Annotated in this window: 26 protein-coding genes; all 26 read left to right on the top strand. The window is 26.8% G+C overall.

The annotated features are described in order from the left end of the window. On the top strand, positions 1 to 840 hold an 840-nt coding region (locus tag I2E83_RS17930; protein WP_207738532.1), incomplete at its 5' end, for an AHH domain-containing protein. Between the two features lie 19 nt (positions 841 to 859). Further along, positions 860 to 1,315 (top strand): DUF4274 domain-containing protein, encoded by a 456-nt coding sequence (locus tag I2E83_RS17555; protein WP_195431331.1) that lies wholly within the window; start codon positions 860 to 862, stop codon positions 1,313 to 1,315. A gap of 421 nt (positions 1,316 to 1,736) precedes the next feature. Beyond that, positions 1,737 to 2,099 (top strand): hypothetical protein, encoded by a 363-nt coding sequence (locus tag I2E83_RS17550; RefSeq protein WP_195431329.1) that lies wholly within the window; start codon positions 1,737 to 1,739, stop codon positions 2,097 to 2,099. 94 nt (positions 2,100 to 2,193) lie between these two features. Next, positions 2,194 to 2,634, top strand: coding sequence for a hypothetical protein (locus tag I2E83_RS17545; protein ID WP_195431328.1), 441 nt, complete (start codon positions 2,194 to 2,196; stop codon positions 2,632 to 2,634). Between the two features lie 30 nt (positions 2,635 to 2,664). Beyond that, on the top strand, positions 2,665 to 3,057 hold the full coding sequence (locus I2E83_RS17540; protein WP_195431327.1) for a hypothetical protein: 393 nt from the start codon (positions 2,665 to 2,667) through the stop codon (positions 3,055 to 3,057). 15 nt (positions 3,058 to 3,072) lie between these two features. Beyond that, positions 3,073 to 3,402, top strand: coding sequence for a hypothetical protein (locus tag I2E83_RS17535; protein ID WP_195431326.1), 330 nt, complete (start codon positions 3,073 to 3,075; stop codon positions 3,400 to 3,402). 920 nt (positions 3,403 to 4,322) lie between these two features. Then, positions 4,323 to 4,502, top strand: a complete 180-nt coding sequence (locus I2E83_RS17530) for a hypothetical protein (protein WP_207738531.1) — start codon at positions 4,323 to 4,325, stop codon at positions 4,500 to 4,502. A 585-nt stretch (positions 4,503 to 5,087) separates the two neighbouring features. After that, positions 5,088 to 6,896: a hypothetical protein gene (locus I2E83_RS17525; RefSeq protein ID WP_195431325.1), complete on the top strand. Its 1,809-nt coding sequence runs from the start codon at positions 5,088 to 5,090 to the stop codon at positions 6,894 to 6,896. 155 nt (positions 6,897 to 7,051) lie between these two features. Beyond that, the gene (locus I2E83_RS17520) at positions 7,052 to 8,089 is read left to right on the top strand and encodes a DUF6382 domain-containing protein (RefSeq protein WP_195431324.1); all 1,038 of its coding nucleotides are present in this window, start codon (positions 7,052 to 7,054) and stop codon (positions 8,087 to 8,089) included. A 6-nt stretch (positions 8,090 to 8,095) separates the two neighbouring features. Further along, entirely contained in the window at positions 8,096 to 9,157 is a 1,062-nt protein-coding gene (locus I2E83_RS17515; protein ID WP_195431323.1) for an AAA family ATPase, read from the top strand. Between the two features lie 15 nt (positions 9,158 to 9,172). After that, positions 9,173 to 9,418, top strand: a complete 246-nt coding sequence (locus tag I2E83_RS17510) for an EsaB/YukD family protein (RefSeq protein WP_195431322.1) — start codon at positions 9,173 to 9,175, stop codon at positions 9,416 to 9,418. 14 nt (positions 9,419 to 9,432) lie between these two features. Beyond that, entirely contained in the window at positions 9,433 to 14,034 is a 4,602-nt protein-coding gene (gene essC, locus I2E83_RS17505) for a type VII secretion protein EssC (protein WP_195431321.1), read from the top strand. A gap of 99 nt (positions 14,035 to 14,133) precedes the next feature. Continuing rightward, the gene (locus I2E83_RS17500; protein WP_195431318.1) at positions 14,134 to 14,427 is read left to right on the top strand and encodes a WXG100 family type VII secretion target; all 294 of its coding nucleotides are present in this window, start codon (positions 14,134 to 14,136) and stop codon (positions 14,425 to 14,427) included. A gap of 64 nt (positions 14,428 to 14,491) precedes the next feature. Then, positions 14,492 to 15,880, top strand: a complete 1,389-nt coding sequence (locus tag I2E83_RS17495) for an ATPase, T2SS/T4P/T4SS family (RefSeq protein WP_195431315.1) — start codon at positions 14,492 to 14,494, stop codon at positions 15,878 to 15,880. 25 nt (positions 15,881 to 15,905) lie between these two features. Then, positions 15,906 to 16,865, top strand: coding sequence for a hypothetical protein (locus tag I2E83_RS17490; RefSeq protein WP_195431312.1), 960 nt, complete (start codon positions 15,906 to 15,908; stop codon positions 16,863 to 16,865). 20 nt (positions 16,866 to 16,885) lie between these two features. Continuing rightward, positions 16,886 to 17,719 (top strand): hypothetical protein, encoded by an 834-nt coding sequence (locus I2E83_RS17485; RefSeq protein WP_195431309.1) that lies wholly within the window; start codon positions 16,886 to 16,888, stop codon positions 17,717 to 17,719. A gap of 18 nt (positions 17,720 to 17,737) precedes the next feature. Next, positions 17,738 to 17,989: a hypothetical protein gene (locus tag I2E83_RS17480; protein ID WP_195431306.1), complete on the top strand. Its 252-nt coding sequence runs from the start codon at positions 17,738 to 17,740 to the stop codon at positions 17,987 to 17,989. 9 nt (positions 17,990 to 17,998) lie between these two features. Further along, a complete protein-coding gene (locus I2E83_RS17475) occupies positions 17,999 to 18,409 on the top strand; it encodes a DUF4320 family protein (protein ID WP_195431303.1) in 411 nt (136 codons plus the stop codon). 10 nt (positions 18,410 to 18,419) lie between these two features. Further along, entirely contained in the window at positions 18,420 to 19,004 is a 585-nt protein-coding gene (locus I2E83_RS17470) for a hypothetical protein (RefSeq protein ID WP_195431300.1), read from the top strand. Positions 19,005 to 19,006: 2 nt separating this feature from the next. Beyond that, positions 19,007 to 19,657 carry a hypothetical protein gene (locus tag I2E83_RS17465; RefSeq protein ID WP_195431297.1) on the top strand — a complete coding sequence of 217 codons (651 nt, stop codon included), beginning with the start codon at positions 19,007 to 19,009 and terminating at the stop codon, positions 19,655 to 19,657. A 30-nt stretch (positions 19,658 to 19,687) separates the two neighbouring features. Continuing rightward, entirely contained in the window at positions 19,688 to 20,302 is a 615-nt protein-coding gene (locus I2E83_RS17460; protein WP_195431294.1) for a hypothetical protein, read from the top strand. Positions 20,303 to 20,503: 201 nt separating this feature from the next. Beyond that, entirely contained in the window at positions 20,504 to 20,791 is a 288-nt protein-coding gene (locus I2E83_RS17455) for a hypothetical protein (RefSeq protein ID WP_195431290.1), read from the top strand. 9 nt (positions 20,792 to 20,800) lie between these two features. Next, entirely contained in the window at positions 20,801 to 22,129 is a 1,329-nt protein-coding gene (locus tag I2E83_RS17450) for a tetratricopeptide repeat protein (protein ID WP_195431288.1), read from the top strand. A 16-nt stretch (positions 22,130 to 22,145) separates the two neighbouring features. Then, positions 22,146 to 22,436 (top strand): WXG100 family type VII secretion target, encoded by a 291-nt coding sequence (locus I2E83_RS17445; RefSeq protein ID WP_195431287.1) that lies wholly within the window; start codon positions 22,146 to 22,148, stop codon positions 22,434 to 22,436. Between the two features lie 23 nt (positions 22,437 to 22,459). After that, positions 22,460 to 23,461, top strand: a complete 1,002-nt coding sequence (locus tag I2E83_RS17440) for a hypothetical protein (RefSeq protein WP_195431286.1) — start codon at positions 22,460 to 22,462, stop codon at positions 23,459 to 23,461. Positions 23,462 to 23,476: 15 nt separating this feature from the next. Then, positions 23,477 to 26,322: Ig-like domain repeat protein (locus tag I2E83_RS17435; RefSeq protein ID WP_195431285.1), on the top strand; the 2,846-nt coding region annotated here is incomplete at its 3' end.

Below are 26,322 nucleotides of genomic sequence, written 5' to 3'. Positions count from 1 at the left end.
GTAAAATATGCGGATGAGGCATGGATAGGATTAAAGAATGGATTTAAAGTTATAAAAAATTCTGATATAATAAATAAAATAGGATCCCCATTACTTGATTCAGCTAAGGCAATTGGAGGATATATAAAGAAAGCTCCAGATTTAAGTCAGTATTTTAGAGGTGGAATTAAGAATATAAGAGATCAAATTGATAATATAGGATATAATATACGAAAAGTAATGGGATTTGAACCAGAGCTTGTAGCGGATGGAGTTAGAATAGATGATATAAAGGACATAGGAAAATTAAATGATATTGATGCACCTCCTTTAAATGATATTCAAAAGAACTATAATAAAATTGTTAATGGTGGGGATGGTATAAAGGGGGTAAGTAACCCTAATGGACGATTAATTCCTGGAAATCCAGGTGTAGTTACTGGTGGTGATTCTACTAAACTAGGTAAAAATATGATGGAATCAATGGGACTAAAAAGGTCAACTAAATGGACAGGACATCAAGCACAACACATAATTCCAGCAGAAATGGCAGATAATCCAATACTTCAAAAAATAGGAATGAATTTAGATGATGCTTCAAATGGGATATTATTAAGGACACCAGATGCTGACCTAAGTGCTATGTCAAGACATAGAGGATATCATTCAGTATATAATGATGTGGTAAAAAGGCAGTTAAACAATATGGATGTTAATCAAAGTGTTGAAGTACTTCAAAAGCAAGTTTTTGATTTGCAGAGTGATTTAAGAAAATTACAGGAAAGTGGATTGCCATTATATCCAAGTCAAGGTGCTACTGTAGACCTATGGGAAAGAAATCTGAGCAGGATAAGGAAATAATAATTAAGGAGGAGCTATAATGGATAACTTTAAAATCGAATATGTGCATAAATTACTATATAGTGAAAATAAAGAACAGGTTATTAGTGAGATTGAAGGAATATCAGATAGCAAATTACTACATGTAATTGCAGGAAATTATAACTGGGATAATGGTTTTGATATTCCATATAGTATAATAAATAATAATAATTGTGATTTAGGCACAGCACTAATGATTTTTTATAATGCTGATGGTTATAGGGTATTGGAGAATAATGATGAACTAAAAAATCCTAATCTAAAACAGTGGTCTAATTTTATTTCAGAAATAGAGAAAAGAATTTTAAATAATAAATTTAGGAACAATAACATCAAGTTTATACCACCATTAACTAAGGTTCAAATTTTTAAACTTAAAAAAAATAATTCACATATAGACAAAGTATTTTTAGAAGAATCTAATGGTGAAGTAATTGAAATGCCAATTATCTAAAATTAAATGCATAACTTAAATAATGCAATGAAAGAAGTTAAAAAGGTTAATGTTTCAGTAATGGAGCATTAATCTTTTTTTCATGTACTAAAATATTTATAAAAGCCAAGATAACAAGGCTTATATTAACGCCGTAAGCTGAAAGTTAAGGAAATCCTAGAGTCAATAATTCTACTTGAAATCGAGGAGAATTAGGAACAATAAATATGTAGGGAAAAATCAATTCCACTTAAAAATAAAAAGAATTGAAGAGATGAAACATATAAATAATGAAACTTGGAAAAAGGAACTCGGGACTTGAAAAGAGCGACGGGGATAGAGAGGAACAATAACATAAAGAAAAATAAGATAAGTAAGAAGTCATAAAGAACAATCTTTTATAAGTAAGATTAGCAATTCATTAATATCATTTGTAAACAAGGTGTTTAATGGAATAAGTAACTTTTTTAAAGATGGAATTAGCATTATAAAAAATATATACAATTCTTCAGGAGGATGGACTAATAGTTATGGCTTTTATGGAAGCTTAGCATCAAGAAATTTTAATTTAGGAATGTATCCTGTATTAGCAATGGCTGGAATGGGTGTTAGAGTAGGGGTAACAACATTAGGACCTATAATTCATGGAGGAGTAACAAATAACAATAAAGGAGTTGAAGAATATCTAAAAAAATCTTTCAATCAGCTATTGTTAGGTAATTTTACTAATGATGTTACAGCTTTAGGAACAGTTGGACAAGTTGGATTAGGCTTACTGGGGGCTGATTTACCATTTAGATATTAGAGATATAAGCGCTGATTTTATTAATTGGGAATGGTCATGGAAGCATGCAGGACAAACAGCACTTGATTTAGTAGCTTTATTACCAATAATTGGAGTGATAAAATATGCGGATGAGGCATGGATAGGATTAAAGAATGGATTTAAAGTTATAAAAAATTCTGATATAATAAATAAAATAGGATCTCCATTACTTGATTCAGCTAAGGCAATAGGAGCATATATAAAGAAAGCTCCAGATTTAAGTCAGTATTTTAGAGGTAAAATTAATAATATTGGAGATCAAATTGATAATATAGGATATAATATACGAAAAGTAATGGGATTTGAACCAGAGCTTGTAGCAGATGGAGTTAGAATAGGTGATATAAGAGATACAAGGAAATTAAATGGTAATGATGCAGCTAATTTAAATGATATTCAAAAGAATTATAATAAAATTGTTAATGGTGGGGATGGTATAAAGGGGGTAAGTAACCCTAATGCAAAAGAAATAATTTCTGAGAGGGTTAATGGATTAGATTTAAGTGAGCATTAGTTAACTAATAAGCAGTTAAGTTCCAAGAAAATGTCAGAGATTAAAAGTAAAATAGACAATAGAACAGCAACTAAAGCGGAATATGAGGCATATGATTGGAATAAAAGATTTTCAGCTAAAAGGCGTGAGGGTGTTAAACAATTCTGGAATCAAGAAAGAGAAAGAATAATAAATGGTGAAAGTACTACACGTAATTGGACAACTGAACAAATTCAAGATATTTTAAATGGTAGAACACCTAAATATGATGGTAAGGGTATCCAAGGACATCATTCATACAGTGCATCAAAATACCCTCATTTAGCTGATAAAGGTGAAATAATATATCCAGTTATACCAAATGAACATTTAAAGGGATGGTATGGAGGAAACTTTAAAAATAGTAGTCCTGGTGAGCCGATAATAGATATAAATGATTTCTAATTAGGAGGAAAATAAGTGGATAATGTAGGTATTAAAATAAAAAGTAATGATAAAATAACAAAATGCATCAGTAGTATAAGAAAATATACAAACTTATCAATAGGAGATATTAAAGCTAAAATAATAAATAATGAATATGTAATGGACTGTGGATACACAGATGAAGATGGAATAAAAAATATAGTAAAAGCTTATAAAGAAGTTACAAGTTTAGGAGTTGATGCGGTAGTATATGAGCATGATAGAGTTACTACAGTAGATTTTCTAGTAAATTTAATAGGAATGTATGGTGATATTGAAAGAGATATGCAAGAAATGGATGACTTAATGTATGATGAGGACTAATAGTCACTACAAAATTATAGGATAATTTGCTGCATAAAAAAGTTTTAGTATAACATATTAAAAATAATAGGAAAATTAGTAAAGTTTATACTGCATAACTTAAATAATGCAGTGAAAGAAGTTAAAGAGGTTAATGTTTCAGTAATGAGCATTAATCTTTTTTCATACAGTAAGATAATTATAAAATCCAAGATAACTATGGGTGAAAGATACCACAAGCTGATAAGCAAGGAAATTCTATATTCAATAATTCCACTTAAAATCAAGGAGAATTACTAACAATACATATGTAGGGGAAAAAGATATAAAAGGAAACACACTACTCATATGCATTCGTAGCTGTAAGTTCGACTAGCTAAATGTAAAATTTAGAGTCTCACTTAAAAATAAAAAAAATGAAAAGATAAAACAAATAAATAATGGAACTTTGAAAGAGGAACGGGAGGATGGATAGGGAGGAACAAGAACCTAAAGAAAAATAATAATTGAAATAGACATAAATTCTATTTCAATAAAAATAATCAGAATAAATAATAAGTTAATAAAAGAAAATGTAATGAGATAAGAACTAAAGTAATAATTAATGTAGAAAATATAATAAATAACTAATCAATCCATAATAAAATCATTCAATTAGATATTAGAGATATATGAAGCAGGTATAGAAGTACCTAAGGGTAAAGCAATAAATATTGGTAGAGTTGAGAAAACATACATTAAAACAGGAGCATTACTTGAAGGTGATGGTGACCAAAGTTTATTACCACAAGGATGGCTATCAGAATGGATAAAAGAAATAAGAGAAGTATCACGTAGATAGGAGGAAAATAAAATGTATATAAAAAAGAGTTATTAAAACAAATAGAAATTGTGATAAAGAAGCTTGAAACGGAACATGAGGATGAAATTAGAATTGCACAATGCAACTTATATACAAAAGATATATGAATGCATTAGATATTCTAAAAAATGATAAAGATATAAATCAAATTAATATAAATGTTGGAGTAAGAGCGTATATGGACAGTTATAATGATTATAATAATCCATTACTAGGAGAATTGTATAGAGCAGAAAAACTAAATAAACAACTAGTATAAAACTAGATGCAAAATTAATTAATAACTCAATTCATAATACTTAAAATAGATATAATGTAGTAATAATAATCAGGTACAAAAAGTAGGTTACTGCATAATTTTAATAATGCAGTAAGATGTAGCTAAAAGAAAAAGTAAATATATATTATACTAAAGGAAAGTTCGAAGAGCAAAGTATAAAATTTTGATTCTCGCTTTTAAATCTGATAAAAGAGTTAATGTTTCTAGATAAGGAAATATTGACTTTTTTCTATGTAAAACTAAGCTTAGATAAGTAACAATTAAATTCGATTTAATTAATGTAATCAAGAAATACATTAAAGAGATCTATTATAATGCAAAAGATAGTGAAAATTTCATAACAGTTCAAGGACATAGAAATTTAGAAAACTAGAGAAAACGTAAGATAAGGAAATTTAAATTTGAAAAATAAAATTACTACATAGATACACAAAATAATTATATTTTTTGCAAAATATATATAAATTTGGGAAAAGCAACATTATAATATTAATTATATATTTAAAATATATCTAATATATAAGAAAGGAGAAAAAGAAGAGGATATTCTTTTGTTATAAATATATGAAAGCTATAAAATTTAAAACTTTTATATTAATTTTTATTTTGATATTCATCGGAAAATATGAGAGTGTAGATGCTAAAATAGATGTTAGTCCATCATCAGCAACTACAGGGAATGATCCTATAAAAATATATGTAGATACAGATGGAGAACCCTGTAATATTAAATATTCTATTACAAGAGATTTTCCATTCATATCTTCAATGTTTAGTGCACCTGGAAATAATACACAAACATTTGCTTCAGATGGTATATGGTATTTGCATGTCTATAATAAGACAACAAAAGAAACACTTACAACTGGTCCATATATAAGAGAAACTTCGCCGCCGAACAAACCTACAATAGACTCACCTAATGGATGGATAAAGGGAAGTACAAAAATAACAATAAATTCAAATGGTGACAACGGTAGTATTGGGTATGATGCCGCTAATAACTTATGGAGTCCTTATACATCAGGAGTATCAAAAATTCAATGGGGATATGATAATACTCCCTGGTATGATTATAAAAATAGTATTTATGTAGAAGAAGAAGGGTGGAAAGTAATAGAAGCTCGTGTTTTAGATAATGTAGGAAATATATCTGAAGTAGTAAGAAAAAGCTTTGGAATAGATAATTCATCTCCAATATTTAATGGGAATGATATAAATAATAGCTATGGTTGGAGTAAGGATGATGTATTAATAAATCAATCAGCTTTAGACAATTTAAGTGGAATGAAAACAATAGAGTTATATGACAGCTTCAATAAAAAGTTATTAACTGAAAAGAGTATAATAAACTATAAAGTATCTAATAGTGGAATAAGTAAATATAAATTAAAGGCAATTGATAATGTAGGAAACTTTTCAGAAAAGAATATAGTTGTAAAAATTGATAAAAACTCACCTGAAATATATTCAGACTCAAATGATAAATGGAGTAAGGATTATATGGAAATTAAAATATCTGCAAAAGATACTGAATCTGGTATGAATAAAATTGAATTATACGATGAAAAAGGAAAAAAGATAGATTATGGATTAGATTCTTTATGGTTTTATGTAGAGGATGAAGGTATAAAGAATTACACGGTAAAAGCATATGATAATGTAGGAAATGTTTCAACTAAAGATATGACTGTAAAAATAGATAAAACGCCTCCAACTGGAAAAGTAACTTATGATTATAATGAGAATACTTTTGTATTGGATATGAGTGTTTCTAATATAATAGAAAAAGGTAGTGGTGTAGATAGAATTTGGGCTGAGTTTTACCCTGAATATGAAGAAGAGAGAAAAATAACTCAAGATCTTATTAATACTAATAATGTTTATAAGGGAAAGAGAAACTTATTTGAATTATTTCCAGATAGTATAGAACCAATTGAAGTAGTAATAAAAGCTATAGATAAAGTAGGAAATGAAGGAGAGCTTTTCAGACAAGTATTTGATCAATTAAAAATAGAAGCTACTATAACTAGAGATTGGAAGCCTAATCAATCAATATTCCAAGAAGGAGAGTTAGGAGTAGTCCATGTTAAATTATTTGGAGGAATAGATTTTGTAGAAATAGAGTTTCCTGAAGAACTAAATAAATTAGCTGAAGAAAGCGAGGAATATTCTAGCTTAGATACAGACAAATACTTAACTCCTAAGAAAAATGATAGCTTTGATTATAAATTTTATGTGCCAATTGGAGCAGAACATAAAATTTATACTGTAAAAGTTACTGGGCATAAAAACGATAAGAAAAAAATTGTTTATCCTAAGATGGAGGTTAGAGGAAATATATTAAATGAAGTAAGAACTAGAATAAGATAATAAAAGGTAATGTTTGCAAAACATTACCTTTTATTATTTACCTCTACATATTACCTATATAACAATTATTTTTAATAATTGATGAAACTTGTCTAATGAGGTAAATTATAGTAAAATATTATAGTAAAATATACATTTTATAATATGGAGGAGAAATGAAAACTAAACAAAATCTAAATTTTAATATTGAAAATATAAATAACAAAAGGTACTGTACTTTAAGTGTAAATCAAGATGATGTGCTTTTAGAATATGAAATAAACATGATTAAGAACAATCCTTCACTTCCATTTTTGGAAATTGATATAGTTCAAGTAAATTCAGATAAAAAAGTTCTATACAAATTAGATAATAAGATTAGTCTTTCAGAGATAATTCAAGATGATAGATATGATATTGAAAAAGTTATAGAGGTATTAGAAAACATATATAAATGTGCAAATAATATGAAGGAATTTATGTTAGATAATAGAAAAATGGTGTTAGATTATAAGAAGATCTATGTAAACAGTGATTTAGTTCCTTATATGATATATTTGCCTTTTAAAGATGAAGCACTAAACGATATAAAAGAAAATTTGAGTGAGCTCTTTGAGAATATTATAAAGGTTTTAAAGAATAATAAAAATAATTTAACTAATAACGATAAGAAAATGTTAAGTAAAATGACCAAAAATAGAATTGAATTAGATGAATTTGGACAATTATTTACTGAGTATAAGACGAAAAAAGATGAAGAGAGACTATTAGATAAACCTTCTAAAATAAAAGAAGAGGAAGATATAATAAGTGAACGACCATATCATATAAGTAATCAAGATAGTAATTATAGACAACAAATAAAGGAAGAAACAAAAGATGTAGAAAAGAGAAGCTTTAAAAGCATTATTGAAGAAGATTACTCTGAGTTTCAAGATGTTGATAATGAAGAAGATATAGAAGATTATTTAGAGAGTCAATTAGAATATGAAGAATATAAAGATATTCATAAATATGATAAAAAGATGGATTCAAGGCAAAAAGATAAAAAAATCATAATAATTCAACTTATAGTTTTAATGATGATAGGTAGCTTAGGATTAATAATAAGTTATGATGATAAAAAATTATTTATCGGCATAGCAGTAGGGATGTTAGTTGTAATAATTATTTTTACAGCTTTAATAATATCAAATAATAAAAGTAAGGAGTAATGATTTATGGAGCAAATTAAGTTAGTAGTTATAGATAATGATATACATTATTTAAATAACTTAATGAATTATATTTCAACAGAGTATAAAGAGATTATAAGTGCAGTATCATTTTCTGATCAAAAACTATTTTTAGATTATATTGAGAACCAAGAAGGTGCAGATATATTCCTTATAAGTACAGATTTTTATCATGACATTGAAAAGAAAGATTACTCAAATAAAGCAGTCTTATTATCTGAAAATAATAAGACTGAAAATAAAAGTATTTATAAATATCAATCTATAGATAAGATATGTAAACAAATTATAGAAATATATAATAAAACAAAGGAAGATAGTGAAAATATAGAGGATAGTAAAGTTATATCATTTTTTTCACCAATAGGGGGAATAGGAACTTCAACTATTTCTATAGCTACAGCAATAAAACTTGCTAAGGCTAATAATCAGGTTCTTTATTTGAATTTAGAAAGAATTCAATCCAATGGGATATTTATGACAGAAAGTAGATGTAAATATAATTTTTCGGATTTACTTATAAATATTAAAGAAGGTGGAGAGGAATTTGAAGATCTTTTATCAGAAAGTATTATTAGGTATGAGGATTTAAGTCTATACTATTTTAATCCTATAGATAGTATTTTAGATATTGAAGATGTAAGTTTAGATGATATAAAAGACTTATTAAGTAATATTCGTAATAGTAAAAAGTTTAATTATATAATAATAGATTTACCTTCTGTATTAGATTCAAAGTATTATTACATATTTGAAGAAGCAGAACAAAATATAGTAGTAATGGGACAAGACTCTATATCAAGTTATAAAATTGATACTATGTTAAGACAGTTAGACAATATAAGTAAATTTAAGTTTGTTTTTAATATGTATGATGATTTAAAGGAAAAGAAAATATCTAAATTAATTTCAGTAAATTTATTGCCTATAATATCTACAATAAATTTAGATTATGGAATTAGAGGGGAAATAGATATAAAAAAGCTTTTAAACATAGATAATTCATTTAGTGATGGAATTTTAATGATAATAAATAATTTAAGTTAGGTATAGGAGGGCAATATGGATAAAGCTATAGTAACAGTTAGTATAGATGGTACTAATATAGAAAAGGACTTGGAAATTCCTATAGATATATCTGTCAAAGAAGTATGTGTAGCAATAAAAAAGGCTCTAGATATTGATAATAAACATATAAATATATCTGGATATTATATTAAGACAAAGCATCCTACAGGATTTTTAAAAGGAAATGATATATTAAAGAAATTTAATGTTTGTGATGGAACAAAAATAATTCTTATTTAGGGGTGAGAGAATAGATGGATGAATACAGAAAAATTAGAAGTGTATTAATCTTACATAATGATGATATATATAAAGAAGTAGATTTGGATGATTATGAGGAAGATATAATAGCTATTGGGAATACTGATGAGTGCCAAGTTAATCTTAAAACAATATATGATAAAGAGTTTAATGTTATATTTACTAGGAAAAAAAACAGTTGGCAAATTTCAGATGGAAAAGATTCGTATTGTGTTATTAATGGCGTTAAAGTTCCTAGAAAAATAATTAATAGTGGGGATAAAATAACAATTAAGGATTGTATATCTAAAGATGAAATTTTGAAAATAAATTACTTTATGGATTTCACAGTAGAGATTGAGGATTTTGACAGAGAAATTAATATAGAAAAAGTTAATAAAATTAAAATTGGAAATGAAGATAGCAATCAAATAGTTTTAATGGATGAATTTGTTGATAAAAATCATGCTGAGATTGTTAGGAATGGAGAAGACGATTTTATAATAGATTTAAACAGTAGCTATGGAGTATACGTAAATGGAAAAATAATTGAAAAACGTCAAAAGCTAAATGCTGATGATTTTATAATTATTTCTGGATATAAACTCCTATATAATAAGAACAAAATAATGCTATCTAAAAATAATAAAAATATTAAAATAAATGGATTAGAGGTTATTGAAAGTAGAAATTCTACTTCATTTAGTTATCCTTGTTTTTATAGATCTCCAAGACTTTTAGAAGATATATCACAAGAAGACATTATTATAGAAGAACCACCGGAAAAAGCTAAAGCACCTACTAATAATTTATTGATAACTTTGATTCCGCTATTAGGAACTGTGGTATTTACAACAATGATGGCTAGTAGTGGTGGAGAAGCTAAAAATATGGTTTATTCTATTGGTATGGTAGCATTAACTGGATTTGTATCAATTTTAGCTTATGTAATGGAAATAACTAATACAAAGAAGCAGCAATTTAAAAGATATAAAAGATATAAGGATTATGTAAAAGATAAAGAAGCTCAAATAATAAATAAAAGAGAGTTATTGATGGAAAGTATAAGAGTTAATAATCCAGAAACGGAAGAATGTATTGATTTTCTAGATAAATTTGATAGAAGATTATGGGAAAGAGTACCTGAGCATGAAGATTTTTTAAATGTATCATTAGGAAGAGGAATTGGAGATTTAACTTTTGACATTAAAGTAGATGATGAAAGATTAGAAATAGATAAGGATATATTAAAAAGAGATCCAAGAAAATTAAAAGATATATATGGAAAGATGGAAGATGTACCTATTTGTATTAATCTTATGGAAGATTTTCCAATTGGGATTTATGGTACTAGGTTGTCTACTATAGAATTATTAAAAAATATAATAATTAAGATAAGCACATTACACTATTTTGAAGATGTTAAAATTGCTGCTATTTATCCTAAGGAAGAGGAAAAACAATGGGAATGGTTAAAATGGATACCTCATACATGGACAAATGAAAAAGAATTTAGATATATTGGTAATACGAAAGAAAGTGCCCATAATGTTCTAAATATACTTTATGATGAAATTAAAAATAGAAAGTTTACTGAAGATAGTAATAAAGTAAGATATTCACCTGTGTATATGGTAATAATAGCTGATAGGGATCTATGTGAAAACGAACCTATAATGGAAATGCTAGAATCAACAAATGATTATGGTACAGTTGGAATGTTTGTTTATGAAGATTTAGCTTTAATACCAAAAGAAAGTAAAAAAATTATAGAAGTTACTGGTAATAGTGCTATTTATAAAGATGTTAAAAATAGCAATAGATTTAAAAATGTAGGATTTAATAATATATCTGATTATATATGTGACAGCTTTGCAAGAAAGATGTCTCCAATATTTGTAAAAAATTCATTTACGCAAGGTGCATTAACTAGTTACTATACATTGTTTGACTTATATAATATAAAAAGTGAAAATGAACTTGATATTATAGAAAGATGGGGAAAAAATAAAGTTTTTGAGACAATGAAGGTACCATTAGGAGTAAGAGCAGGAGATGAAGTGGTTTATCTTGACTTACATGAAAAATTTCATGGACCTCATGGTCTTGTTGCTGGAACTACTGGATCGGGTAAAAGTGAAATTATTCAAACTTATATAACATCATTAGCTATTAATTATCATCCGTATGATATCAGCATAATAATAATTGACTATAAGGGGGGAGGTATGGCAAATCAGTTTAAGAATTTACCTCATCTTGTAGGTACAATAACTAATTTAGATGGAAATCAAATTAATAGATCTCTTGTATCAATTAAAAGTGAGCTGAAAAGAAGACAAAGAATATTTGGAGAATATAATGTTAATCATATAGATTCCTATATAAAGTTATTTAAATCTGGACAAGCTAAAGAAGCAATCCCTCATTTACTTATCATAGCTGATGAATTTGCTGAATTAAAAAATGATCAGCCTGATTTTATGAGAGAGCTTGTTAGTGCTGCTAGAATAGGTAGAAGCTTAGGTGTTCATTTAATTTTAGCGACACAAAAACCTTCAGGGGTTGTAGATGATCAAATATGGTCAAATTCTAAGTTTAAATTATGTTTGAAAGTACAAGATGAAGCTGATAGTAATGAAATGATAAAATCACCTTTAGCAGCGAATATAACTAATCCAGGTAGAGCTTATTTTCAAGTAGGAAATAATGAAATATTTGAATTATTTCAATCAGCATGGAGTGGAGCAAAGAAACATGATACAGATGATATCAGTAAGAAAGAGGTTGAAATTTCAGAAGTACTTATAGATGGCAGCAGAAAAGTAATTTATTCTTCTAAAAATGATGATAAGAAAAAGGATGGAAAAACCCAGTTAGATGCCGTGATAGATAGAATTAACGAGGTAACTAAAATGAATGGAGTTACAAAGTTACAAGGACCATGGTTACCAGCTTTAGAGGAAGTTATATATTTAGAAGAGATTACAGAAGCTGTGGAACAATTTATTTGGGACACTAGTGATTTAAACATTAATCCAATAATAGGTGTACTTGATAATCCAGAAAGACAAATTCAAAAGAACCTTTTAATTAATCTAAGTGAAAATGGTCACACATTAATACTTGGATCTCCTGGAGTTGGGAAAACAACATTATTACAAACAATGATTACATCTCTAGCAGTAACTTACACTCCAGAAGTTATAAATATGTATATCTTAGATTTTGGGTCAAGAATGTTAAAAATGTATGAAAATATTCCTCATGTTGGCGGTGTAATTACAACAGATGATGAAGTATTAACAAAGAATTTTATTAATTTTATACATAAAGAAATTTTAAAACGTAAGAAACAATTATCTGAATGTGGAGTAAGTAATGTACTATCTTATAAAGAAGTAACAGGAATAACGTTACCTCAAATAGTTATTATAATTGATAACTATGCAGCTTTTACAGAAATATATGAAGATTATGAAGAGGATATTACTAAGTTCTCAAGAGATGGAGCTAATTTAGGAATTTATTTAGTAATAACAGTATCAAATTCATCAGATATCAGATATAAAATTAGTTCTAACTTCAAAAATAATATAGTTTTAAATTGTGTTGATAGTGGAGAATATGGAAATATATTTGGTAGAGTTGAAATAGAGCCAGCAAAAAATCCTGGACGAGGATTAGTAAAAGATGAAGAAATATGTGAATTCCAAACAGCACTACCTATGAAGGCGATTAATGAAGCTGAAAGAGTTATTAAAATGAAAGAATTAATAAATAAAATTAACGATAGATGGGATGGAAAAACAGCTATTGCAATTCCTAGAATACCTGATGATTTAACAATAGATAATTTTGTAAGTGATATTTACAGCGAGCAAGGTTTAGAAAATGTTTATGTTGGAATTGACGTTAATGAGATAGAAAAAGTTGCTATTAATCTTAATAGTAATCAAGTTATACCTATAGTAGGTAATCAATCTATTGGAAAAAGTAATACATTAAAATCAATTGTAGCTTGTATTGAAAAAACATGTACATCAGAAAAGTATGATATGTATATTTATGATTCTAGTGATTATGGATTAGTAGAGCTTGAAGATAAAGAAAATATTTCTTTCTATTCTAATAATAATGAAGATATAATTCAAAGTTTACTAGATTTAAAATACGAATTAGATCAAAGAAAAGACTTTATCCAAGATGAAGTATATATGAATAAAGGTAAAATTAAAGAAATTGATTTAGTTAAACAATTTAATAAGAAAATTATAATTATTGATAATATTTCTGAACTATTAGGAAATGCTGAAAGTGAATATGACATTATTGATATGCTTAAAGATGTTATTGAAAGTAAACATGGATATGGATATGTAATAATAGCAGCAGCTAATGAAGAAGAATTTAATGATTTATCATATACTCATTCATTTATAAATTCAATAAAGAAAAAGAATCAAGGTATATTATTAAAGAGTATAGAAGAGCAGGATTTCTTTAATGTAAGAATTAATTATGGAGTAAAAGAAACTAATATTATACAAGGCTATGGATATATAATTAATAATGGCAATTATAAAAAGATAAAGCTTCCTTTGTTTAAAAAATAAAGAAAATATTGCTAAAAAGTGCATTTAATAGTATAATTTAATTGAATTAAGTAATTTTATGACATTAATGATTAAAAAAGTAAAAGGAGATGTGGAATTATGTCTACAAAAATTAGAGTTTCACCAGAAGAATTAAGAAGTTCTTCTAGAGTATTTAAATCTAATGCAAGCAGTACAACTGATATGCTAAAAAGATTAAGCTCTGAGGTTAATAAAATGAAGTCAATATGGGAAGGACAAGCTAATAGAGAGTTTATAAATCAATATGAGCAATTGCAACCTTCAATGAAACAATTTGTATCTGTTTTAGAAGGAATATCTAAACAACTTTCTGATGTTGCTACAACAATGGAAGATGTAGATAGAAAGATTGCAAGTCAATTAAGAAGATAACATAAAGAACCCCACATATTTATGTGGGGGACTTACAATTTGAAGAAAAAGTAGGGATGATGTATTGGGTGTTTTATTATTTAATAAAAATAATAAAAAAGAAAAGAAGATTTTTCAAGAAGAGGAAGTTCCAGTTATAGATATTGTTCATTCTATGAGAAATAAAGAAATAATTGAAGAACCTCAAGAAGAATCACCTGATGAAATTAAAGTTATTGATTATGATAATTTAATAAATATGATATTAGATGAGTTTATTGTTAATAGGCCCAATCTAATAAATGCTGTTGAAAGAGGAATAAAATCAAAAGATGAGTTAACTAGAGAAATTTTTATGTTTTTAAAATTACAAGAAGTACAGTTAACAGATAGCGAATTTAACGAATTATTTATTAGGTTTGAGACTTATGTATGGGGATATGGGATGTTACAGGAATTAATTGATGATCCTGATATTTCTGATATTAAAACCATAGACTATAACAACATCAGGATTAAGGTTAAAGGAAGAAGATTAAAATCTAATATAGAGTTTCAAAATAGAGAAAGTTTAAAGAAGTATATAAATTATATAGCAATTAAGAATAACTCTATACTTAGTGAAATAAATGCTATTCAAAAATTTACAGATAAGGATAGTAGCAAAGATTTTATATTAAGAATAAATATTTCATCTGAGTTTATAAATTCAAGTGGCTTACCTTGCTTAGTGATTAGAAAAATACCTAAAAATAAGAACAGTATTAAAGATTTGAAAAAGCTAGATATGTTTAATGATGAAATAGAGAACTATTTGGAAGAAGCTATGAATTCTGGTTTATCAATATTTTGTACTGGAAAGGGTGCTAGTGGTAAAACAACATTGATGAATGCATTAATAGATGAAATACCACATGATAAATCTTGCTTAGTTATTCAAGAAGCAGAAGAGCTGTTTACTGACAAGCATCCAGATATAACTTTTCAAAAGGTTAAGTTTGCTAAAGGTGATGGAAAAATAGAGTACACATTAAGGGATTTATCGATAAATGGGCTTCTTATGGATTTAGACTATTTCATTATAGGAGAAATAAAAGGAGCAGAAGCTTATGATATGGCAAATGCACTATACACAGGGCACTCTGGAATTGCAAGTGTGCATGGAAGTAGTGCTGAAGAAGCTGTTAACAAAATAGTGCATTATATGAAATATGTAAGTGATATGAAAAAAGGTGAATTACTTGAAATGCTAAGTAATATTGATATTATGATATTTATGAAGGATTTCAAGGTTATGGAAATAACTGAAGTTGCTGGATTTAACTATAATACTCAAGAACTAGAATTTAATAAGGTTTTCCAATATGAAATAGATAGTGATGATAACAAATATATTGGAAAATTTAAAAAGTTAAATGATAGTTGTGAAAAGGTTAAAAAGAAGAAAATATATAGTGAATTTATGAAAGTATAACTTCATAATAAGATGGTGTTAATTAATGATTATTGTTTATTTAGGAAGAATACTTTTAATAATAGTAATATTTATACTCTTATATACTATATTCGATTTATTAAGAGAAATCTTTAGAAGAAATTATATAAAACTTGCTTTTGGGAATCTAAAAGATAGGTATGAAGAAAGACAAAAGGTTAGAGAAGTAGCTATTTTATTAGAAGGCGAAAAAGAGAAAAAGACAATTTTAGAGAAGATAGATATATTAATAGAAAGTTCAAGGGTGAGGAAATGGATGCCTTTTCTTACTAGTGAAATACTTATTTTTATATCTTTATGTTTTGCATTTATATGCGCTTTTTTCGTCCAAAAAGCATTTGGTATATTGGTATTTTCTATTCCTGTATTTCTTTCAGTTCTGATGTTTATTGGGTTAACCTTAAAAAGTTTAAGTAAGGCTACATATGATAAGATTGATGATCAAGTCTTATTATATATAAACATATTAGAAAACTTATCAGCTTCTAATTCAGATATTGTTGAGATAATGGAAAAATCAATACCATACATAAAGGAGCCATTAAAGGAATATACAAAACAATTTGTATTTGAATGTAGGAAGGGGCTTCCTATAGATATGGCTTTTAAAAATTTTGAAAATAAAGTGGAAAGCTTTAGATTCAAGCAATTGCTTAAAAATCTATCTGTATGCAGTAAATATGAAGCAAACTATAGAGAAATATTAAATAAGTCAAGAGTAATAATGAAACACTATTTTCTTGAAAAAGAAAGAAGAAAAAAGGAAGTAAGGCAAAGTAGATTGGCTATTCTAAGTGTTGTTGCTGTTGGAATATTACTATTTAATTTGGTGAGTGGATTTACAGAAAATTATTTTGAGTTGCTTAAAACAACTTTGATGGGAAATCTTATACTTGGATATAATATTTTAGTGTTATTATATGCAATTTATAAGTTTATCACAGTTGATAGAATTAACTATTAAATTTATAGGTGGTGAAGCAAATGAAAATAATAGTTGCATTATTATATTTAACAATTGTAATATCAGTTTTTGTTGCAAGTTATTATATTATAGCAGTGACTCAAAAGGAAAATATTAAACAGAAGAAAAAAACAAAAAAAGATGATAGCACTGGTAAACTAAATGATTTAATGAAAAAAAATGAAAAGGGACTGTTTTCATATGATAGAATACATAAATATCTTAAGAAAAATGGTAATCCATTAAAAGTTTCACCAGCAGGATATATTACAGTAAAATGTTTAAGTTCTATAATTATTTTTGCGTTATTTTCTTCAGATGTAGTAATTGCTATTGCAGCTGGAATAGCAGGATTTTTTCTAATTAACTTAATTATCTATATGTCTAATAATAGCGATATGAAAAAAATAAGAATACAAATAGTTGATGTATATGATTTTTTAAGTATACAAACTGCAGCTGGAGTATTCATAGGCTCAGCATTAACGGAGTGCTATTTGATGGTTAGAAATACTAGATTAAAGAATGCTTTAGCAGAAATGTGTGCAGAAATAAACTTAACAAAAGATGTAATAGGAGCCTTAGATAATTTTGGAGAATCATTTAATTCAGTTGAAATTGAAGCCTTTATTTTAACTATAAAGCAATCATTAAGAACTGGAAAAATAGAAAAAGCTTTAAATGATTTATCAAATTCTCAAAAGGATTCTAACATGGTATTAGTTCAAGAGGAAACTGATAAAATTAGTACAAGTAAAGATATAATTCAATTATTAATGTATTTTGGAATTTTGGCAGCAATAATGTATGGACTTTTTGTTGAAGTTTCAAAGAACTGGACAAATTTATTTTAAAAATTGGAGGTTTTAATTATGTTAAAACAATTAAATAAGGAAAAGAAATTATTAAGAAAAAAAGCTGGAGATGATAAGCTTGTAATAAGTTTAGTTCTAATTGCAATTGGCGTAGCATTATGCTTTATTTTTAGGGACAAGATTCAAGATATATTAGAGTCAGCAATGTCTTCACTACAGACGTATGTTGATGGTTTATTTGATGAAACAGAAAAGACAAGTAGTTTAACAATGCCAATTGGAATGTTTTTAAACTTATTAAGAGTTTAGGAAAAAACTATGAAAAAACAAAATGGAGAAGTACATCAATTTATAATTCAAATGGTAGGAATAATTTGTTCCTTTGCGATATTGTTATATTCTATTTACTATTTATCTACAATCATTATTTACAATAATGTTAATCAAACAGCAAGAAAATATATATTAAGAATGGAAAAGCAAGGATATCTTGATTCAAGTGATAGATATAATATTATTGATGAATTGGAAAATGATAATATATCAAGTGTTAATGTAACTTTTAGTTCAGAAGGAAAAAGTGAAAAAGTTAATTATGGAGAAGACATTAAGATAACTATAAATTGTACAGTAAATCAGAAATCCATTGATTTTTCAAGTTTTCCATTTAAAACTACTGAAAGTGATCAAACTTTAGTTGTAACAAAGGCTTCTTCTGCTAAATGGTGAGGATTTTATTATGAAGAAAAAAGAAGGAAGTACAATTATTGGAGTAACTGTAATATTTTCAATTACTTTGATGATGGTACTTATTACATTTGCTTTAAGTATTAATATTATACAAAATCAAAGTGAAACTGTAAGTGATGATATTGTTTGTAGTGAACTTGCTGCCTTTAAACATATTGATAAACTTGAGTTAGGTGGAAGTGAAAAAATAGACAGGCTTATAATAAATGAGCATGAAAAGGCTTTTGATACATTTAAAGATTACTTAAAAACGAATTTAGGTCTTGATTATTCTTTTTATCCAATAAGTGATTATAACTTTATAAAAGGAAAAGTAGATATAATAGCATTTAAAATATATAACGTTGATGGGAATGATGTTGAAATAATAACTTATAGCGATTCAAATCCTGAAAAAACTACTGAAATAAAAAGAGGTGGCAAGGGAGTAGTAGTTACTCCTAAGGGAAATATAGTAAATCACACTACTATAAATGCTGAAATTGGATTTCATATTAAGCCAATGTTCCTAGATGAAAAATATGTTACAAAGATGGAAGAAACAGATATATTAGTAGAGGGTGAGGAGGATTAATATTGAAGAATAAAATAATTGCATTTTTTATATCACTTATAATTACTATAGTATCTTTTCTATTTATTATATATATAGAACAAAAGATATTTAATCCAAATGGAACAGAAATGGTGTATGTAGTTAATAAAGATGAACTTGATAAAAACTATGTGATTAATGAAGAAAATTTTGATGATCTTTTTAGAAGTGAAGAAAGAAGAAGCGATCAAATAGTAAAAAATTATGTTAAAAATAAAGAAGATGTTTATGATTATATGTTAACTAGTGAAATGTATAAAAATGAAATTTTATCTATTGATAGAATTGTAAGTGTAGATGATGAATTAAATGATATGGTTGAGAAAAGAGAGTTTTCTGTTAAATCATCTGATGTTGCCTCTGTAGTTGGAGGAATACTAAGAGAAGGTGATAAAGTAGATGTAATAGTTACATTTAAAGAAGGTAGCAATTTAGTTACTGAGAGAAGAGCAGATAACTTATATATATCAAAGGTTTATGATTCTAGTGGAAATGAAATTAATAGAGAAGATAAGAATAAACAAGCTTTAGGAATTACTTTTACTGTTCCAAGCTCAAAAGTTAGGGAGTTAAAGGATGCTTTTACTCAAGATAGTTGGAAGTTAGTAAAAGTAGTAGATGATTCTTATTAATAACTAACTAAAAGTGAGATTATAAAGAATATGAAATATAGCATTAGTATATTTATAGTATTTATTTTATTAACTTATATTTTTCTATATGTATGTGATTATATTAATAAGAATGATAATCAAAATATTAACTGTTCAATACCAATAAAAGTATTTTTGAGTATTGTTAATTCTATATTAGCAAATATACTTTTTATAAAATATGGATTAAGTATATATTCAATAATGTATGTAGTGGCTTGGACAATATTATTTATTACATCATATATAGATTATTCAACAAAATATATTTATGAAATAACAAGCAAACCTTTACTTGTTATTTCAAGTATTTTGTTTATGTTTAATTTAGTAATAGGTGTGACTAATTTAAGAAGTATTTTATGGCTAGTTATATCATTATTAATAGTAGTTATATTTGGAAAATTTAATTATATTGGTAAAGGTGATATTGATATTTACTTAGCGCTGATGATTAGCTTAACTAATTTTAAGATTGCGATAATATTACTAATTTTTTCACTCGGAATTTCTGGTATAGCAAGTATTTGTTTACTTCTTATAAAGAGAGTTTCACTTAATTATAGGAAGCCTTTATGTCCAAGTATAGCATTGGCCTCTTATATACTTTTAATACTTGTTTAATTAGCTATAACACAAATGATTGAAAAATTCATCCATAATTAACTACATAATAGATGATACAAAATATTAAGTATAAAAGATAAAATAGAAATTATATTTTAGTAAATAAGTGAATGGATGAACTAGATAATTTGAATTGCTAGTTCATTATTTTTTATATAGTATTTTATTAAGAAATTTGTTTTAAGGAGGGTAATACTTTTGAGTAAAAGAGATATAAGATATAAAATAAATCAATATACATCAGCAGTTGGAAGAATTAACTCAGCAGTTTCTGATATAGATAGTTCAAATAATTATAATTTATATAAGGCTAGAGATGGCGTTGGTAATTCAATAGGAGGTAAAGCTGGATTAAATATCTATAATAATATTTCAAATTTGATTAGCTCATCAAATAGTTTAAGAAGTGGATTAGGTAGCTCATCTAGAAATATAAATAATGAAATTTGGAGTTTAGAATATGAATATGATAACGAAGAGGAATAGGAGTTTATAATGAATAAGGAATTAGAACTAAGTAAATCAGAAGAATTAAATAAGATAGGATTATATTTTGTTGAAAATGAGAAATACGATGAAGCTTTAAAGTACTTTAAATTAGCAATTAATGAAGATGAAAAATATTTAGATGCACATTACAATATTGCTTTGTTATATTTGATTACAGAGGAATTTGAAAAATCAATTCAATATTACGATATGATTATTAAAAACTATCCAATGGAAGGATATGCATATTTCCAAAGAGGTAATTTGTATTATCATGTTGATAATAACTTAGAGGAAGCTATAAAAATGTATAATAAAGCAATGTTTTTAGGAGAGAAGGACATTAATTTATTTTATAATTTAGGACAGTGCTTTTTTGATATGAAAAATTATGAGCAATCTATTTCCTGGATAGAGAGGGCAATTAGATTAAACGATAGTAGATCAGACTTATATAACAAAAAAGCTAGTTCTTTAATAGAAATTGGAAGATTTGAGGAAGCATTAGAATGTTATGATAAAGCATTAATGATTGAATTTGATAATGAAGAATCTAATCATTTTAAAGCTATAATTCTTGGTGAAATTGGCAAGGAAAAAGATGCATTTAACTTGCTAGATAATATAGAATCAATAGTAGGAAGAAAGCTATTATATAGTTATGACAGAGCATTACTATTTGAAAAGTTAGGACAATTGGAAAATGCTTTAAAAGAATTAGAAATATGTGAAGAAATAGAAAAATACAATTTAGAGGTTTTAAAGAAAAAAGCATTAATATATTTAGCTTTAGAGGATACAGTAAATGCTTTAAAGACTTATGATTATATACTAGAAAATGATATTAATAATTTTGAAATAATGTTTTCTAAAGCTAATATATATATGATGACTAAAGAATACAAAGTTGCATATGAAATATTTAAAAAAATAGTAACAGATGCTGATAAAGAAAATCCATATAAAATAAATTCTTACTATTATAAAGCATTAGCATTAAAGTTAGATGGAGATAGCAAGTTCTTAGACGAGTATGAAGATGCATCAAGAGAATATAGTAAATTACTTTTATATTATCCATATGATTTTAATCTTTATATGCTTAAAGGAAATTCATTAAGAGATATTGATAAAAATAAAGAAGCAGAAGAAGCATATAAGTATGCAATGGATTTAAATTCAGATATGGCTGAATTATATATTATGAGAGCAAAAAATAGAATTAAACTTGGTAATGTTAAAGGTGTAAAAGAAGATATTGATAATGCTATTTCATTACAAGACTATTTCAAAAAGTTGATTGAAGAGGATGATGACTTAAAATTATATATTTAAAAGGTAGGGTTTAATAATGTCTAAATTACAAATAGATATTGAAGAATTTACAAAAACAGCAAATTTATTTAATTCTGCTGCTATCAATTGTAAAAGCTCGGAACAAAGAGTTAAGTCAGTAACAGAAGATTTATTAAGAAATTGGAAAGGGGATACTCAAAAGGCTTTTCAAAAGGAATATAATGATTTGATTAAGGGTATGTACAATTACGATGAGATATTAAGAATGATTGCTGATGATTTAAATAAGATAGCACAAAGTTTTCAAGAGGCAGATGAAGAAATTAAAAGAAATCTTATGAAATAGATTATGAGGGGATACAATAGATAATGAAAAAAATGAATATAATAAAAACTTTAACTAATGTAATAAAAGGAAGCTTAAAGGCTAAAATAATAGTAGGAGTTATTAGTATTATAATTTTAGTGTCAGCTATAGCTGGTGGATACTACGTGTATCAAAAATCTAATGAATGGAAACCTGTAGCTACTGAAGAAGACTTAGCGAATCAAAAAGAAATGGAAATAACAGAAGAACAGAAGAAAAAAGATCAAAAACAAATTAGACTAATTTCTTTAAAAAAAGAACTAAAAGAACTAGATCCCAATTTTAAAGATGAAAACTCAGAGAGTGATTTAAATGATGAAGAATTAGATGAAATTATAGAAAAGTATGAGAACATAAAGAGGAAATTAGTTAATATGAAAGTACAAGAAGAGTTAGCAAAAAAAGAATCAGAAAATGAAAATAACGAAAAATTTAATGAAAATAGTTCATCAAAAATTCCTAGTGGTGAAAGTTCATCTTCTGAAGGAAGTTCTTCATCAAGTGGCTCATCTGATGGAATAAGTTCATCTGGTGAAGATATCTCATCAGATAAAGAGAATATTGTGAAGAAGAATGATCAAGAGTCTACACCAATAAAACCTTCTATACCTAGTGGATGGAAAGAGGATGTAGCTTCAAAAGTTGTTGCTAGTTTAAGTGGAGCTAGTGCAAATAAAAGTGGTGGTTCAGATTTTTACAATGCTGAACAGTATTCTGCTATTTTAAGCCAGGTACAAGGTTGGTTTAATGGAAATGGTTCTAATATGGGTTCAATAAATTCCCATTTAAACAACAATGTCACTCCTAAAATTATAGGTGTTCCATTACTTGTTACAAGTATGAATAATTTTACAGTTTCGGGATTAGATGTAGATACTATAGTAAATTCCTGTATAAGAAATTCTGGATATGCTGCTTGTAATCACTTTGTATTTGTTAAAATCAACTATGATTCATCTTCTGATACTTCTACAGTGTATTATGTTAGTGGCGCAGCAATGTAATAGAACAAAATGGGGGTGGTTTCTATAAATGCTAAATCATCTTTTTTAATTAAATTAAAGAGAATTTTTACGACTATTTTCTTATCATTTATTATAATATGTTATTCTAATACAATTACAGCTTCTGCTTTTTATTGTGTTAATCATGGAACTAGTGATTGGTGGAATTGTGCATATAACTTTTATGAAAATTATGTGAAACCTAATGAGGTTAATAATAAAGCTAAATATGATTTAACTGGTAATGATGGTAGTTTCTTTTTCGGTCAAACTGGTACTGCACGTACTCCCGGGAATACTTATTACGGTATAATAGGATTTAATTTTAATGTCACATATAATGGTAAGAAATATTCTGCTGCTATTGGCAAGCAATCAATTAACGATATTGGAGATGAAATAGTAGGGACACTAAAATATAGTTTATGGAGAGCATATCTATATCAATTAGTTCCTGCATTACAGAGTCACAATCCTAATGATGATTTTAGTTTTTTATATGATAGGAGTTTTGATACTACAATTTATTTTAATGCTATCGTTGCTATTTATGATGGAAAAGGAAATCCTAGTGGTACTGTAGATTCATATGGTAGAGTCACTAATGGGACTGTGTATACTGGTCCTTCTCAGTTGCCTAGTTGGATAAGTGATAAGGAAAAACTAGAGTTATATAACATAGAAGGCTTTATGCCCAAAAATTCAAAACCTCAATTTACTCCTGCTGTATATGGTACTTTAATAGAACCTAATAGACCTAACTGGCCAACTGATTTACCAACTACACATTATCATAAGCCTGGATCAAATGAATATTGGGTAAATTTAAAAGATAAATTTACTGTATATGTGGAATCTTCTATAAGTAAATCAAATTATGGAGATCAAATATATCCAGATTATAATTATATTATGCTTAGAGGAAATGGCACGGATAATAAAATTTATTCAAGGGTAGGTACAAATAATGGTGAATCTCATGATGGCTTTGCTAATAATTTTGATGAAATAGATAATTCTAGTTGGGTTACAAATAGTGATAGTTCAAATTATTTAGTAAGTAATTTTAAAATGAGAGCTACTAAAGATAATCAATATTATGAATTTGGATACACTGCTGTTAAATCAAGCTCTTATCCACCATGGAAACAGGCAAATCAAATATTAAGAACAGATGGAAAAGTACCAGAAGTTACATTCAACTCTTCAGAAACGGAAAATAAATGGACAAGAGGGGATGTAAATTTAGAAATATCAGCTTATGATATAGGAAGTGGACTTAAAACAACTAAGCATTGGCTTCAAAAGGATAGTAATGGATTAGTATCGCAGGGGGAAAAAATATCAAAAGTGGATTTAAATACTTCAGGAATATATGATGTAGTAGTTGAAGCAATAGATAATGTAAATAATACTACAGGAAAGATAACAAAAAGATATTTAGTAGATAAAACTTCTCCAAATGGTGAAGTTACAGTAGAAAAAATAACAACAACAGGATTTGATGTTATTGTAAAAAATATTTCAGATGCACATAGTGGTGTAAATAAAGTTAAGCTAAAATCAAGGACTGACGAATCTTATAGCGATAAAATGCAAGAAGGAAGTATATCTCAAGGAAAAAATAGTATTACATTTAGAGTCAATACTAAAGATTATGATAATAAATGCGGTACATATTATCTTGAGGCAATTATTACAGATAAAGTTGGAAATGAGAAAAAAATTAGCTATACAGTTAATGTTCCTTATCCTAAGCCAATTGTATCGCAAATAGAGATTAGTAATTATGAATATAAAGATACTGATAAAAATACTTATTGGGTAAAAACAAATGATAATTATACAGCAAAAGTTTATGGGAAAACTAATCCAGATAACGTTAGATATAAGATTGATAGCTTACATGCGTTAATAAGGAAGTTAGGAGCAACAGACTTTTCTAAAATGAGAGCATTTGATGCGTATATTCCTAATTATGAACCAATAGATTCTAAGTATTACGATTTTTCAACAGGAACTAATACATTAAATACAAGTACAGACTTAGGATATGAATCTTACTCCATTCGTAAAAAAGATGGATATACTTATAGTTACTTTGATTTAATTATGAGTGCCGAAGAAGAAATTACTATTAATCCTATGGTTAGAATATCGGAGCCTAAGTTAGATTCTGATTGGAACTCATATAGTGTGGTTGTAAAAAGTGATGGAACTGCTCCAACTGGAAAAGTAACTTATGACTATAATGAAGATACTTTTGTATTAGATATGAGTGTTGCAAATATAATAGAAAAAGGTAGTGGTGTAGATAAAATTTGGGCTGAATATTATCCAGAATATGAAGAAGAGAGAAAAGTAACTCAAGATCTTATTAATACTAATAATGTTTATAAAGGAAAGAGAAACTTATTTGAATTATTTCCAGATAGTATAGAGCCAATTGAGGTAGTAATAAAATCTATAGATAAAGTAGGAAATGAAGGCGAACTTTTCAGACAAGTGTTTGATCCATTTAAAATAGAAGCCACAATAACCAGAGCTTGGGAGCCATATCAATCAATATTCCAAGAAGGAGAATTAGGAGTAGTCCATGTTAAATTATTTGGAGGGATAGATTATGTAGAAATAGAATTTCCAGAAGAACTAAATAAGTTGGCAGAAGAAAGCGAGGAATATTCTAGCTTAGATACAGACAAATACTTAACTCCTAAGAAAAATGATAGCTTTGATTATAAATTTTATGTGCCAATTGGAGCAGAACATAAAATTTATACTGTAAAAGTTACTGGGCATAAAAACGATAAGAAAAAAATTGTTTATCCTAAGATGGAGGTTAGAGGAAATATATTAAATGA

It is taken from the genome of Clostridium sp. D46t1_190503_E9, assembly GCF_015555225.1.
GTDB lineage: Bacteria > Bacillota > Clostridia > Clostridiales > Clostridiaceae > Clostridium.
This window is presented reverse-complemented; position numbering and strand designations above follow the sequence as displayed.

Bases quoted from the DNA above. Each gene is read 5' to 3' on its own strand.
- essC (WP_195431321.1), top strand. From the start codon at position 9,433: ATGGATGAATACAGAAAAATTAGAAGTGTATTAATCTTACATAATGAT.
- I2E83_RS17500 (WP_195431318.1), top strand. From the start codon at position 14,134: ATGTCTACAAAAATTAGAGTTTCACCAGAAGAATTAAGAAGTTCTTCT.
- I2E83_RS17510 (WP_195431322.1), top strand. From the start codon at position 9,173: ATGGATAAAGCTATAGTAACAGTTAGTATAGATGGTACTAATATAGAA.
- I2E83_RS17515 (WP_195431323.1), top strand. From the start codon at position 8,096: ATGGAGCAAATTAAGTTAGTAGTTATAGATAATGATATACATTATTTA.
- I2E83_RS17540 (WP_195431327.1), top strand. From the start codon at position 2,665: ATGTCAGAGATTAAAAGTAAAATAGACAATAGAACAGCAACTAAAGCG.
- I2E83_RS17475 (WP_195431303.1), top strand. From the start codon at position 17,999: ATGAAAAAACAAAATGGAGAAGTACATCAATTTATAATTCAAATGGTA.
- I2E83_RS17440 (WP_195431286.1), top strand. From the start codon at position 22,460: ATGAAAAAAATGAATATAATAAAAACTTTAACTAATGTAATAAAAGGA.
- I2E83_RS17530 (WP_207738531.1), top strand. From the start codon at position 4,323: ATGCAACTTATATACAAAAGATATATGAATGCATTAGATATTCTAAAA.
- I2E83_RS17525 (WP_195431325.1), top strand. From the start codon at position 5,088: ATGAAAGCTATAAAATTTAAAACTTTTATATTAATTTTTATTTTGATA.
- I2E83_RS17460 (WP_195431294.1), top strand. From the start codon at position 19,688: ATGAAATATAGCATTAGTATATTTATAGTATTTATTTTATTAACTTAT.
- I2E83_RS17445 (WP_195431287.1), top strand. From the start codon at position 22,146: ATGTCTAAATTACAAATAGATATTGAAGAATTTACAAAAACAGCAAAT.
- I2E83_RS17470 (WP_195431300.1), top strand. From the start codon at position 18,420: ATGAAGAAAAAAGAAGGAAGTACAATTATTGGAGTAACTGTAATATTT.
- I2E83_RS17520 (WP_195431324.1), top strand. From the start codon at position 7,052: ATGAAAACTAAACAAAATCTAAATTTTAATATTGAAAATATAAATAAC.
- I2E83_RS17480 (WP_195431306.1), top strand. From the start codon at position 17,738: ATGTTAAAACAATTAAATAAGGAAAAGAAATTATTAAGAAAAAAAGCT.
- I2E83_RS17485 (WP_195431309.1), top strand. From the start codon at position 16,886: ATGAAAATAATAGTTGCATTATTATATTTAACAATTGTAATATCAGTT.
- I2E83_RS17555 (WP_195431331.1), top strand. From the start codon at position 860: ATGGATAACTTTAAAATCGAATATGTGCATAAATTACTATATAGTGAA.
- I2E83_RS17490 (WP_195431312.1), top strand. From the start codon at position 15,906: ATGATTATTGTTTATTTAGGAAGAATACTTTTAATAATAGTAATATTT.
- I2E83_RS17450 (WP_195431288.1), top strand. From the start codon at position 20,801: ATGAATAAGGAATTAGAACTAAGTAAATCAGAAGAATTAAATAAGATA.